Source organism: Bifidobacterium sp. ESL0769, from assembly GCF_029395495.1.
Lineage (GTDB): Bacteria > Actinomycetota > Actinomycetes > Actinomycetales > Bifidobacteriaceae > Bifidobacterium.
Genome location: NZ_CP113918.1, coordinates 699,982 through 712,466 on the forward strand (window position 1 = coordinate 699,982; position 12,485 = coordinate 712,466).

The 12,485-nt window shown below is 56.8% G+C and carries 10 protein-coding genes and 1 pseudogene; 9 read left to right on the plus strand and 2 right to left on the minus strand.

Annotation, left to right across the window (positions count from 1 at the left end; all coding sequences use genetic code 11):
- Positions 1-336 precede the first annotated feature (336 nt).
- Both OZX72_RS02730 and OZX72_RS02735 read right to left on the minus strand, forming a co-directional pair.
- Entirely contained in the window at positions 337-1,107 is a 771-nt protein-coding gene (locus OZX72_RS02730; protein WP_277158885.1) for a (S)-acetoin forming diacetyl reductase, read from the minus strand.
- A gap of 95 nt (positions 1,108-1,202) precedes the next feature.
- On the minus strand, positions 1,203-2,069 hold the full coding sequence (locus OZX72_RS02735; RefSeq protein ID WP_277158886.1) for a glycosyltransferase family A protein: 867 nt from the start codon (positions 2,067-2,069) through the stop codon (positions 1,203-1,205).
- A 56-nt stretch (positions 2,070-2,125) separates the two neighbouring features.
- Here OZX72_RS02735 and OZX72_RS02740 point away from each other — a divergent pair, with 56 nt between their 5' ends.
- From OZX72_RS02740 to OZX72_RS02780, 9 genes and pseudogenes are all read left to right on the plus strand, one after another.
- Complete coding sequence (locus tag OZX72_RS02740) at positions 2,126-3,835, plus strand: AI-2E family transporter (RefSeq protein WP_277158887.1); 1,710 nt, start codon at positions 2,126-2,128, stop codon at positions 3,833-3,835.
- A gap of 1 nt (position 3,836) precedes the next feature.
- The gene (locus OZX72_RS02745) at positions 3,837-5,060 is read left to right on the plus strand and encodes a glycosyltransferase family 2 protein (RefSeq protein ID WP_277158888.1); all 1,224 of its coding nucleotides are present in this window, start codon (positions 3,837-3,839) and stop codon (positions 5,058-5,060) included.
- 49 nt (positions 5,061-5,109) lie between these two features.
- Positions 5,110-6,615: a D-alanyl-D-alanine carboxypeptidase/D-alanyl-D-alanine-endopeptidase gene (gene dacB / locus OZX72_RS02750; RefSeq protein WP_277158889.1), complete on the plus strand. Its 1,506-nt coding sequence runs from the start codon at positions 5,110-5,112 to the stop codon at positions 6,613-6,615.
- 9 nt (positions 6,616-6,624) lie between these two features.
- Complete coding sequence (tilS, locus tag OZX72_RS02755) at positions 6,625-7,713, plus strand: tRNA lysidine(34) synthetase TilS (protein ID WP_277158890.1); 1,089 nt, start codon at positions 6,625-6,627, stop codon at positions 7,711-7,713.
- Between the two features lies 1 nt (position 7,714).
- Positions 7,715-8,278 (plus strand): hypoxanthine phosphoribosyltransferase, encoded by a 564-nt coding sequence (hpt, locus tag OZX72_RS02760; RefSeq protein WP_277158891.1) that lies wholly within the window; start codon positions 7,715-7,717, stop codon positions 8,276-8,278.
- Positions 8,275-10,440 carry an ATP-dependent zinc metalloprotease FtsH gene (gene ftsH / locus OZX72_RS02765; RefSeq protein ID WP_277158892.1) on the plus strand — a complete coding sequence of 722 codons (2,166 nt, stop codon included), beginning with the start codon at positions 8,275-8,277 and terminating at the stop codon, positions 10,438-10,440. Before hpt ends, ftsH begins: the two co-directional genes overlap by 4 nt.
- A gap of 978 nt (positions 10,441-11,418) precedes the next feature.
- Positions 11,419-11,574: pseudogene (locus tag OZX72_RS09475) on the plus strand (2-amino-4-hydroxy-6-hydroxymethyldihydropteridine pyrophosphokinase); the annotation flags it as partial.
- Positions 11,571-12,122 (plus strand): DUF3180 domain-containing protein, encoded by a 552-nt coding sequence (locus OZX72_RS02775; protein ID WP_277158894.1) that lies wholly within the window; start codon positions 11,571-11,573, stop codon positions 12,120-12,122. The pseudogene OZX72_RS09475 and the gene OZX72_RS02775, both read left to right, overlap by 4 nt.
- A 75-nt stretch (positions 12,123-12,197) precedes the next feature.
- Positions 12,198-12,482 (plus strand): hypothetical protein, encoded by a 285-nt coding sequence (locus OZX72_RS02780; protein WP_277158895.1) that lies wholly within the window; start codon positions 12,198-12,200, stop codon positions 12,480-12,482.
- The last annotated feature ends 3 nt before the right edge of the window (positions 12,483-12,485 follow it).

A 12,485-nucleotide genomic window follows, 5' to 3' on the forward strand; every position in this document is an offset into this window, starting at 1 on the left:
ATTGTTCCATACGGCTGCTGGCTTATTTTACGGCAGCGGCATCATCGGCTTCGTTCGGACGATTCATCTACCATGGTAATACCGCTGGTTCTTCTTCCGGCGTGTGTCGCAGTTTTGTTGATTTTGGACCAAATAGGTTATATATTCTAACACGCGGACGCGAATCGTGCGGATTTGGGATTTGCAATCATCGTCGAAATGCAAAGTGATAATAGCGAAAAATGTCGGTAACCAAAGATGTGGATGTTGTGGCAAACTGACCACAATAAAGATGTGGATGCCGCGAATGTTGGGGGCACCCACATCGTATGTTCAGCTGAGCGAACCGGCGTTAACTCACTGGAACTGCATGCCGCCGTCGACGATCAGCGTCTGGCCGGTGACATAGTCGGAATCTGGTCCGGCGAGGAAGGAGACCGCAGCAGCCACGTCCTCCGGCTCGGAAAGACGGCCGAGCGCGATGTCCTTGGAGAAGGTGGACATGCCCCACTCGTCGCTCTTGCCGGCGTTCTTGCCGACGTTGTGAGCGATATCCATCATCATCGGGGTCTTCACGATGCCGGGCGCGTAAGCGTTGGCGGTGATGCCTTCGGCGGCGAGGTCGCGCGCGGCCACCTGGGTGATGCCGCGGATGGCGAACTTGGTGGAGGAGTAGAGCATCAGGTTCGGATTGCCTACCACGCCGGCCTGGCTGGTGGCGTTGATGATCTTGCCCTTGGTCTTGTTCTCGCGGAACTTGCGCACCGCGGCCTGGATGCCCCAGATGGTGCCCGCCACGTTGACATGGACGACCTTGTCGAACATCTCGGGGGTGATGGTCTCGATCGGGGTGGTGGGACCGAGGCCGGCGTTGTTGACGATCACATCGAAACCGCCGAGCTTTTCGGCCACATTGTCGACCGCGTCGCTGAACGCCTTTTGGTTGGAAACGTCCAGGCCGACAGCCATAGCCTTGCCGCCTGCCTTCTCAATGTCATCGGCCACTGCCTGAGCCTTGTCTTTGTTGAGATCGGCCACGGCCACGGCAAAACCATCATTGGCCAATCGCTTGGCAATTGCCTCACCGATACCTTGTGCTCCGCCTGTTACCATTGCAACTTTTGTCATGATGAACTCTCTCCTCTGAGTGATTAATAATGTGACATAAATTACTATATTCTATATTCTGCCTAAATTCACCCATTGGATGTTAACGTTAACAATCAACGGGTCTGGATTTGGCTCTGTTCCTTGCGCCAGATGCGTCGGGCCGGGTCGATGTGCCTAAAACGCAGATAGTTCTGGTAAATCGGATAAAAGGCACGCAATGCAGGGTAAAGCGCGTAAAGTGTGCGTTCGGTATCGTGCGCCCGGGTGTGGTTCGGGTGGGCGTCGAACGTGTTCTTGAAACGTTCCATATATTTGCGGAACGAGGCGAACGGGGTGTCCATGCGGCGCGCAGAGACCCCGGTGATCATATGCTCGCAATACACGGTTTTGAGCCGCTGGTCGAGCAGGTGCAGCGAGATATCGATGTCTTCGTGCATGATGTCGGGTTTGTCGCGGCACACCTTGTCTTTGATTTTTTCCCAAGCACTGGAACGCACCGCCATGTTCGAGCCGAACAAGAGCACCTTGTCATCGTCCGCTCGATAGGTGACCTTGCGCACCTTGTTGTCGCCTTCCAAACCGAGGCGTTTGGCGGGCATATCGTAATAAACCGCTGGGCCGGTGGCACCCATGGCGTTCGGGTCGTGTTCAAATATGCGGGTGACGACCTCGACCCAGTCCGGCTTGAGCATGCAGTCCGCGTCGATGCGGCCGAATACATCGCCTTTGGCGACGGAAAACCCGAAATTACGTGTGGGAATAAGCCCTTGCTCATTATCTTGATGGACTAATCTGACACAAGACGAACCGGAATGACGGTCAATGAATCGCTTGACGAGCTCGCAGGTCCTGTCGTTCGACTTGTTGTCGACAACGATAACCTCGTAAGGTGCCACCGACTGGCAGACGGCGTTCCTCAGACAGTCGACGATGCGGTCCTGCTCGTTATAAGCAGGTATCACGATAGAAACATTGACCATGATATACGAGGATATTCCTAGTTGTCTACACATGGGGCGGGGTAGGATTGGAAATCATGAAGAAACGTGGACAAGAAGATGGCGGCAGCGAGAGCCAAAAGATTGATTTCGCGTCGGTTTTTCCGCAGAAAGGGGATTCCCGCCGTCCGCCGGATTGGTGGGGCCGAGCCCTGCTTTATACCGCGATAGCTGTTTTCGTCTGCATCTTCCTTTTCAGGTCCTGGAGCAAGGTCTCATTCATCGTCCTTGACATCGTCATTTCCGTTTTTGTGGCACTCGCCATGGAGCCGTTGGTCGTGCGTCTGGTGCGTCATGGTTGGAAACGTGGGGCGGCCGCGGCGGTGACGTTGGTTGGTCTTATCGTCGTTGTCGTGGCGCTGCTGGGGATGTTCGGCAACATGTTCGTGACCCAGATGATTTCAATGATCAAAGGGATTCCCGACCTCTATGAACAGGCGCGCGGCCTGGTGAGCCAATATACCGATTTCAAGCTCCCGGAAATCTCCAACCTCGGCAGCGAAATCGCCAAAAACGTTCAGACTTCGTGGGTCACCGATTTCGCCGGACAGGCGCTGAGCACCACCATGGGGCTTTTGAGCGCGTTGATCAATATTTTGACCATCGTCATGGTAACATATTACGTTTCTGCCGCCGGCCCGAAGATGCGCAGGAGCCTGTGCCAATGGCTTGGCCCGGTCACCCAGCGCCGCTTCCTTCTGGCTTGGACCATTGTGCAGGACCAGATTTCCGGCTTCCTCTTTTCGCGTACGATTCTTGCCGCTTTTAATGCCTTCTTCACCTCGATATTCCTGATGATTATCAAGGTGCCGAACTGGCTGCCGCTGGCCCTTTTCTGCGGCATCGTCTCACAGTTCGTGCCCACCATCGGCACGTATATCGGCGGCGCGTTGCCGGTCATCTTCGCCTGGTCTTCGCGCGGCTTCCTGTACGGGGTGGCTGTGGTCGTCTTCATCGTCATCTACCAGCAGATCGAAAACCTCATCATTTCGCCGAAGGTTTCGCAGCGCACGATGGATCTGAATCCGGCCATTGCCTTCTTGTCGGTGCTCGTTTTGGGAGCCGTGTTCGGTGCGCTCGGCGCATTCCTTGCTTTGCCTATCACCGCCAGCCTGCAGGCCCTCTTCAAGGTGTATACCAAGCGCTATGAGCTCGTGGAGTCGCCGTTGATGAGCGATCCGGTGCCGGTTAAGAAGTCCAAGGTGGTCGCCGGGGCCGAGGCGTTCAACGAGCACGTGGTCCAGCCAGTGGCCCAGCGTATGCCGCGTGCCGCGAAAGGTTCGAGCGCCAGGGTTCCAGTTGACGACAACCTGCGCAATATCCGCGACGAGGTCTATCGTCTTTCTGCCGAATCGAACGGGAAAACCACGAGCCACGACCTCGATGAATCCGAGACCATCGCCATTCCCAAGGGTGTGCTTTCGGATTCCGGAAAAGCGATACGTAAGAAAACGCTCAAAGGTGCCGGAGACGGTGACAGCGACGAACTCGATACTCAGGAATTGCGGCAGGGCAAGGCCAAGGATGCTGCCATCGGTAGTGCTTCAGCTGTTGCGGACAATGGTAATGCCGCGAGTGGCGTCGGTAATGTAAAAGGCGGGAAATCCGGGTCGAAAGCCAAGGGTGCCAGTCAAGGTAAAGTAGTCAATAACAAAACCGACGAGGCTGACAAAGCCGGGCGCGACAAAGCGGTGAACGACAGCACCGACAACGAAGCTGCGGACAACCCAAGGAGCAGGTGGCACTGAGATGGTATTGCTGAATATCCTTGACATCCTGATGTTCATTCTGGGTGCCGTAAGCCTCGGCTACCAGGCAGTCTGCATTGTCGCGTCGCTCTTCCATCACCGTATTACATTCCCCGCAGCGCCGATGGACAAACGCTATGCCGTGCTGATTTCCGCACGCAACGAGGAAAACGTCGTGCCGAACCTCATCGATTCTATCCGAGCGCAGACCTACCCTTCCAAGCTCGTCGACATCTGGCTGGTGGCCGATAATTGCACCGACAACACCGCCGAAGTCGTGCGTTCCATGGGATGCAACGTCGTTGAACGACACAACATGGAGCAGATCGGCAAAGGCTTTGCGCTGACCTACTTGCTCGACGCGATGATCGACAAGGGCGTGGCCAATGATTATGATGCTTTCTTCGTTTTCGACGCCGACAATCGGCTCGACAAGCACTACATCGAGGAAATGAACAAGGCCTTCCAATCTGGCTTCAAGATTCTGACCAGCTACCGCAACTCCACCAACCTTTCCGACAACTGGGTTTCCTCTGGCTCGGCGCTGTGGTTCATCCGCGAATCCCGCTTTCTCAACAACTCGCGTATGCTCTTCGGTTCCAGCTGCCACGTGGGCGGCACTGGATTCATGTTCTCCCGCGAGGTGATGCAGCGCAATAACGGCTGGAAATTCCACCTGTTGACCGAAGACCTCGAGTTTACGATGGACTCCGTTTTGCACGGCGACCGCATCGGCTACTGCGGCACAGCCATCCTTTACGACGAACAGCCCGATTCCTTCGGCCAGAGCTGGCGGCAGAGGCTGCGTTGGAGCAAAGGTTTCCTTCAGGTTTTCCGTTATTACGGGCCGCAGCTGATCAAGCGTGCGGTGCGTGAGCGTGATTTCTCGGCCGTCGATTTCACCATGCTCATCTGCCCGTTCACCGTGCTTGGTGTATTACGTGTGGTATTCGGGCTTCTTTTCGCTGCTCTCGGCTTTGTTTCATGGTCGAGCCAGGTCACCTCGCTGGCCAGCTGGGTGGTCGGCGGCGGCCTTGGCCTTCTGGGCATGATGTTCCTGGCGGCGCTCACCGTCTTTGCGGAACGTGGCCAGATCGGCGCTTCCAACAAGGAGCTTCTGGCTTACGTGCTGAGCTTCCCGATTTATATGGCCAGCTACGTGCCGATTTCCTTCCAAGCCATCTTCTCGAAGGCCCAATGGAAGCCAATCGAGCACAAGGGCTAGTTCCCGGGTATGTTAGGAGCTCGTTTTTGTTGAATATCGAGGAGTGGTTGTGAATACAACGGGATCATCGCATTCCGGACATGGAGCGCACGCGCGTAAGACGGTGAACGTCGCGCGCAGCCGGGCATGGCGTATCGTCGTCTCCATCGTGATAACCTTATTGCTTGCGGCGGGCTATTTCGTGGCCGATATCAACGGGGTGATGCCAGGGCCCTTAACGATACTTCCCGCAGGGAAAACGGCATCTGTGCTTTCCGGTTCCGTGCGTAGCGCCAAATCCATCACAGGTTCGGCGGACCTCAACAAGCCGATTGACAAAAACGCAACCGAAGCCGTGATTAACACCTTTGCCGCTACCCCTGGTCTGGGCAGTGATTTTTCGCTTGCCATCGCCGACGCCGACGGCAAAATCGTCGATTCGCGTGCTGCCGATACCCCGCGTGAGCCGGCTTCGACCATGAAGACCCTGACTGCGCTGGCTTCTTCCTCGATGCTCGATATGGGCTCGAGCTTCCATACTGATGCTTTGTTGGACGATGGTGTTGGCGTTGCTGGCGGCGACGTCTCGGAAAGTCAGACGCAACCAGCGGGCCTGACGCTCAAATCGGATGGGGACATGCTGCTGGGAGCAGGGCAGAGCGATCCCAACCATATCAATGGCAGAGCGGGACTGGCCACACTGGCCGATGAAACCGCGACGGCGCTTAAAAAACGCAACATCACTCAGGTCCGTCTTAAATATGACGACACGCTTTTCGGTTCCGTGCGTTCCCCAGCTGCCATTGCCTCCAACAACCCCGGCAACACCAATTTCACCGGTATCTCCTCGATGGCCGTGGACGGGGGACGGCAGTGGGGTGGTGCGGACCACGACCCTGACCTCTATACGGAATATCCGGAACTCTCCACCACGCCGGCGCATGACGCAGCGGCGACGTTCGGCTCCCTGCTTTCCCAACGCGGTATCAGCGTGGACGGCGATATTGCCAGTGACAAACCCGCGAAGAATGCCGAACGCGTTGCAACTGTCACTTCGGCGACGCTTTCCGAGATCATGGCCTTCACCTTGCGCCATTCCGACAACACCCTGATCGAGGAGTTCGGTCGGCTTTTGGCGTTGAAAACCGGGGCCGCCGACAGTCCGGAAGGTGCTACCCAGGCTGTCAAGTCCAGACTTGATAAGCTCGGCATCGACACGACAAACCTCCACATGGCTGATTGCTCTGGTCTTTCGGAAGGCTCGACGCTGGAGGTCAAAACGCTCGTCGAAGTGCAGAGCCACAACCTCAAAACCGGACCGGGGGCGGCCGCGGCCGAGGGTCTGTCCATTCCCGGCTTGGTGGGTACCGCCAGAAACCGACTGGAAGATCCGAGTGCGGCAGGGCTGCTGCGCGTCAAATCCGGTTCGCTTGATCAGGTGACTTCGATGGCCGGCAACGTCTCGCGCAAGAACGGCGGGGTGCTTGCCTTTGCGGTCGTCGTCAACAATCCTCAGGACTATGGGGCCGCCAAAAGCGCGGTCGATACTTTCATTTCGGCACTTGCCGGGCTGTGAGGGCGAGTTATGGCATATTCGGCGACGATGAAACAGGCGATTGGCGACGTGCGCAGTGCCCTTGCAGCAGTAGGGATTTCACGGCAAAGTGATCGTTTCGCCGAGCATGGTGAGCATGCTCCCGAAGCCGGTTCCCCCACGATTCTCGTGGCTTGTTCCGGCGGCAGGGACTCGTTGGCGCTCGCCGCTATGAGCCATACTGTCGCCGGCATGCTGGGGGTTCATTGCGGGGCGGTCATCGTCGACCACCAGCTTCAGGCCGGTTCCGACAAGGTCGCGCTCGCCGCTGCACAACGTTGCGATGGCTTGGGTTTGGACCCCGTCATCATACGGACTATTGAAGTTGAAGGCGGCGGAAACGGACGGAGCGGGGAAGACGCGGCACGGCAGGCGCGATACGATGCCATCGTCGAAACCGCTCGGGATACGGGTGCCGCGGCGGTTTTGCTGGCGCATACCTGCGACGACCAAGCGGAAACCGTTGCGATGGATGTCTTGACCCGCTCGGCCGGTATCGACGCATTGGCCGGCATGCCTCCGACTTTCGCCCGCGATGGTGTCCGTTTCGTCCGTCCGTTCCTTGATTTGAGCCGAGCTCAAACCACCGCAATCTGCCGGGAACTGGATGTGACTTGGTGGGACGATCCGACGAACGGCGACGATGTGCCGGCCGATCAGCCGTTACCGCAGAACTATCCGCTGCGTTCCCGCGTGCGACACACCCTTATGCCCTTTCTGTCTAATTTTTTTAACGGCGATGTTTCCGCCCACCTAGCGCAAGGGACCACCATCTCTCAAGCAGACAAAGACTTTCTTGAGGACGCCACAAATGAAGTGTATTGCAAATCTGTTTCCTGGGATATGCAAGGTGCCGCAGCCGTTATGCGTGTGAAACCACTTGCGCAAGCCCATCCGGCCATTCGTCGTCGCACCATTGCCCGCGTGCTCGCCGAACTTGGCATACCGCTGAGCAAACGGCATGTCCTCTCCATCGAAGCGTTGGTGATTGATTGGCATGGCCAGGGCGCGCTCTCGCTTCCCAGCGGATATTCAGTCAATAGGCAGAAACACGTCATTCGCGTGTGTAAAAATGGGTGATATGCAAATTGCGGATGTACAGGACGATATTGACCATGAATTGGTGTCGAAAGCACAAATTGAGCGCAAGATCGAAGAGGTGGCAGCGCAGGTAAGCAAAGATTACGCAGGCAAGGATCTCTTACTTGTGGCTGTGCTCAAAGGGGCCATCAACACGCTTGCCGCGTTCTCGCAGGCGTTGAGCATCAATGTGCAGATGGATTTCATGAGCCTTTCGAGTTACGGGGACGGCTTTGAAAGCAGCGGCAAGATTACCATTCGTCAGGATCTTTCCTGCGACGTCAAAGGCCGCGACATCCTGATCGTCGAAGACATCATCGATTCCGGATATACCCTCGACTGGCTTACCCACGAACTGAAAAAGCGAGGTGCTGCGAGCGTCGAGGTGTTTGCGCTGCTGGAGAAACCTTCCCGGCGCGAGGTCGAGGTACCGCTGAAATATAAGGGTTACGAAGTGCCTGATGAATTCGTGGTCGGTTTCGGGCTTGACTATAAAGAGCATTTCCGCAATCTTGATTCCATCGCAGTTCTGAAGCCGTCAGTCTACCAAGGAGAAGCAGCATGAGCTATCCTCAGAATCCCCGTAACCCCATGGGACCGATGGGTAACCCGAACGGATCGAATAACAATAACAACAATCCTTTTAACCCTTTCAACCAGGGCAACAATCCCAATAACCGCAACAACCGGAATAACGGCAACAACGGCAACAACCGTCGTAACAACAACAGCAACAAAGGTGACCGGAACCCCAACGACAAGCGGCCGTTCTGGCAGTCGCCCATACTTTGGATCGTCGTTCTGGTCCTGTTGGTATTCGCCGGCTTCGAGCTGTTCAACTCCAACGGCACACAGACCATTGATACTCAGGATGGCATGACGCTGGTTGAAAGCAACGGAGCCAGCCGTATCCAGATCATCGACAACAAACAGATGGTCAAGCTCAAGCTTCACAAGAACTTCAAAAAAGTCGACCCGAATACGAAGAACAATCACGATTACGGTCGTGACGTCCAGTTCTACTACACCCAGGCCGAAGGGCCCGAGGTATTGAGCGCCGTCAAGAAGGCCAAGCCGAAAGACGGCTGGACCGCGGACATGCAGTCCGATTCCATGGTGGCCTACCTGCTTTCCACGCTGCTGCCGTTCGCCATCCTACTGCTGCTGTGCTGGTGGCTTTTCCGCAGCATGAGCGGCGGCATGAACGGCATGCTCGGCATGGGTGGCAAGAAAGACAACGGCAAGCTCTTGGATGGGCAGACCCCGACCACCAAGTTCTCTGACGTGGCCGGTGAGGAAGCAGCCGTGGCCGAGGTCGAGGAAATCAAGGACTTCTTGAAGGATCCCTCGAAGTACAAGGCGTTGGGTGCCCGTATTCCACGCGGCGTGCTGCTTTACGGCCCTCCTGGAACCGGTAAGACGCTGCTTGCGCGAGCCGTAGCAGGCGAGGCTGGCGTGCCGTTCTACTCCATGGCAGGTTCCGACTTCGTCGAGATGTTCGTCGGCCTCGGTGCCTCGCGTGTGCGTGACCTCTTCGATGAGGCCAAGAAGAACGCGCCGGCCATCATCTTCATCGATGAGATCGACGCTGTCGGCCGCAAGCGCGGCTCCGGCATGAGCGGCGGGCACGACGAGCGTGAGCAGACCCTGAACCAGCTGCTCGTCGAGATGGATGGTTTCGACAACGACACCAACCTCATCATCATCGCCGCCACCAACCGTCCGGACGTGCTCGATGAGGCGCTGCTACGTCCCGGTCGTTTCGACCGTCAGGTGGCCGTTGAGGCTCCAGATCTGGAAGGCCGCGAGGAAATTCTCAAGGTTCACGCCAAAGGCAAGCCTTTCGTACCCAATGTCGATTTGCATACGGTAGCTGTGCGTACGCCCGGCTTTACCGGTGCGGATTTGGCCAACGTGTTGAACGAGGCTGCGTTGCTTTGCGCCCGTGTTGGAGCCCAGCTCATCGACAATCGCGCCATCGACGAGGCTATCGACCGTGTCCAGTCCGGACCGAAGCGCCAGTCGCGCGGCATGGCTTTGGACGAGATGCGCAATACCGCTTACCACGAAGGTGGTCACGCGCTGGTCGCCGCCGCCCTGCACCATACCGACCCGGTGACCAAGGTGACGATTCTGCCGCGAGGCCGCGCCTTGGGCTATACCGCTGTTATGCCGACGCAGGACCGCTATTCCCAGTCTCGCAACGAACTTCTGGATCAGATGGCTTACGCCATGGGCGGGCGCACCGCCGAGGAAGTCGTCTTCCACGATCCGACCACCGGTGCCTCCAACGACATCGAGAAGGCGACGCAGATCGCCCGCAAGATGGTCATTGAATTCGGCCTGTCTTCCAAGCTGGGAGCCGTCAAATGGGGCGATTCCGAACATGGTGAGGATTCCGCCAATAACTTCATCCACGATTACTCCGAGCGTACGCAGGATGTCATCGACGAAGAGGTGCACGGCATGATCGAGACCGCGCACACCGAAGCGTGGCAGATCATCACGGACAACCGCGACGTGCTCGACGAGCTCGTCCGCCAGCTGCTCGTCAAGGAAACCTTGAACGAGAAGGAGCTGAAGGTCATCTTCGCCAACCTGAAGATGGCTCCGGAACGTAAGCTCTGGCTTTCCGATGTGACGCGTCCGGATTCCGAGATTCCGCCGGTGCCGATTCCCGAATCGCTCAAGCGTTCGGTCGGTATGAAGCCGGAAGATTCCGAGTGATTTATGTCGAATTCATTGAACGATGATTCGCAAGAGTTGAGGGGCGTGACAGCTGATGGCACGCCCCTCGGCGTTCAAGCGTGGCTTTCGCTCTCCTTCGACGAGACATTGAGCGAAGACGTTGCCACCGGAACAGAGATGTGGCAGCAGGTGCTGCAAGCCATCGCTGGCGGCAAAGTGCGTGCCGACGTCACGGTGAGGCTTGAGAATGCGGATGGCCTTGCGAATAGCGATGATGCAGATATCGACAGCCGCAGCGTAGATGGCGAAGAGCCTGTTGGCAACGCTATAAATAGTATTATGTTTACCAATGTTCCAATAACCATTGGTACGGGCCAAACTGCTAGCGAAACCGGTGTCGGAAAGTTGGGTGCGGCTCAAAGTGCTGCTCCTACCAAGGCTTCTTTGGCCGGAGCGACGATAGCCGAACAGCAGCGTCGAGACGAAGCCGATAAAAAGCAAGCTCAGCAGCAAGACATTGCCGATGATGTCTATACGGTTCCGCGCCGCGCCATTATCGCCATGCGCAGCAAGACCACTGATGCCGCCAAACGTTTCCGTTCCGCCATTGTTTCGCTAGACGCGGTGCCCGGTAACCAGGTCGAGGGTATCTCGCCGCTCTACCATGTCATGGGCATCGACAGTTCCGATGCCAGCGCCGCTGTCATCCAGCTCACTACGAAACTGAAGCCGCAGGCCATCGTCGCGTTGCTCGATTCGCTTTCGGCCTCCCACGAAGGTGCCGTCACGTTGCGCTTGGTTGATGTCGAAGGTGAAACGATGAGCCCGCAAGACACTACCCAACGTGCTGAAGGTGGAATTTCCCAAGCCGCAGTTGGCAATGGCAATGATGATGCCACCGGTCAGTCCGCCAATACTTTCTCCTTCGATGCCGCCGACAACGTTAATAGCACTGGCAGTGTCTCAGAAAATGCGGCGCAAGATATCGCCTATGCCATCGAGCTGCCGTTGGCAGAAGCCAAAAAGCAGGCTGAAATCCTCGCGCCATGGCTCGATATGGACCCGGATGCAAGGCTTGATGGCGATCCTGTTTCCTTCCTGCTCGCGATGGCACCCGATGCTGCGCGCGTCGGTAAAGTGGACGACCGCTGGATACTGGGGGAGACGCAATGAGCGCACGACGAACCCCTTGGTGGTATTACGTAATAGCGGCGCTGATTGGTCTGCTGTTCGGCGCGATACTGGTCAAATCCGATGAAATGAGTGGACTCTCACTGCTTGGTGCGCCGTGGTTCGTCGCGTTCGTCCTGATATTGCTTGGTGCGGTAGTGCTGATACTGGCCTTGCAAGTGCATCAATACGCGATAACCGACCCGCGCAGACGCAAAAGCTGGATCGACCCGACCAAAGCCGTCTACACGCTGGTATTATGCAAGGCGCTGGGCATCGCCGGGGCAGGGCTCGCCGGTTGGTATCTGGCACAGGCCCTGCTGTGCCTTCCCCATTGGAGCATTCCGTATTTTCAGAACGTGATTACCCAATGTGCCGTGACCACTGTCATCTGCATTGCTGATATGGTGGTGGGCATCGTCGGTGAATGGCTCTGCCAACTGCCGCCGAGCGAAGGCGCCGAGAACCCGAAGATCAAAGCCGCCCAGCGTCGCGAACGTCAGCGTAAGCTCGCTGCCGGAGGCTCTATGAGCAAAAGAAGCGATAGCTGACCGGTGACTCTTCGAATATTTGGCTCGCAACGCATCAAATATCTGACCGATAATGTCTGAATCATCAGACTGGCAATGCCCGAAACGAAAGGACACAACGAAGTGCTCACACGAACGTTTAAAAAGAACGACGAATCGTACGACCTATTGGTCTCTGAGCCGCAGCAGGCGGACTCCGGGGAATTCTGGACGAAAGTGACGTTGGAGCGTGACAGCGACATCGTGTGGTCTCATCAGATTGCGGGTATCGACGGCGTCCAATCGACGTTGCTGGCTCTCGGGTTGGCGCGTAAGTTGCTCGAAAGCGATGGCGGCTTCACATTCCTTGACGATGCAGACCTGATGCTTCCCGATTTTTGATAT

What these genes read in the sequence shown, in the direction of transcription:
- OZX72_RS02735 (WP_277158886.1), bottom strand. Translation starts at nt 2,069, where the DNA reads ATGGTCAATGTTTCTATCGTGATACCTGCTTATAACGAGCAGGACCGC.
- OZX72_RS02775 (WP_277158894.1), top strand. Translation starts at nt 11,571, where the DNA reads ATGAGCGCACGACGAACCCCTTGGTGGTATTACGTAATAGCGGCGCTG.
- hpt (WP_277158891.1), top strand. Translation starts at nt 7,715, where the DNA reads ATGCAAATTGCGGATGTACAGGACGATATTGACCATGAATTGGTGTCG.
- tilS (WP_277158890.1), top strand. Translation starts at nt 6,625, where the DNA reads ATGGCATATTCGGCGACGATGAAACAGGCGATTGGCGACGTGCGCAGT.
- OZX72_RS02740 (WP_277158887.1), top strand. Translation starts at nt 2,126, where the DNA reads ATGAAGAAACGTGGACAAGAAGATGGCGGCAGCGAGAGCCAAAAGATT.
- OZX72_RS02745 (WP_277158888.1), top strand. Translation starts at nt 3,837, where the DNA reads ATGGTATTGCTGAATATCCTTGACATCCTGATGTTCATTCTGGGTGCC.
- OZX72_RS02780 (WP_277158895.1), top strand. Translation starts at nt 12,198, where the DNA reads ATGCCCGAAACGAAAGGACACAACGAAGTGCTCACACGAACGTTTAAA.
- OZX72_RS02730 (WP_277158885.1), bottom strand. Translation starts at nt 1,107, where the DNA reads ATGACAAAAGTTGCAATGGTAACAGGCGGAGCACAAGGTATCGGTGAG.
- ftsH (WP_277158892.1), top strand. Translation starts at nt 8,275, where the DNA reads ATGAGCTATCCTCAGAATCCCCGTAACCCCATGGGACCGATGGGTAAC.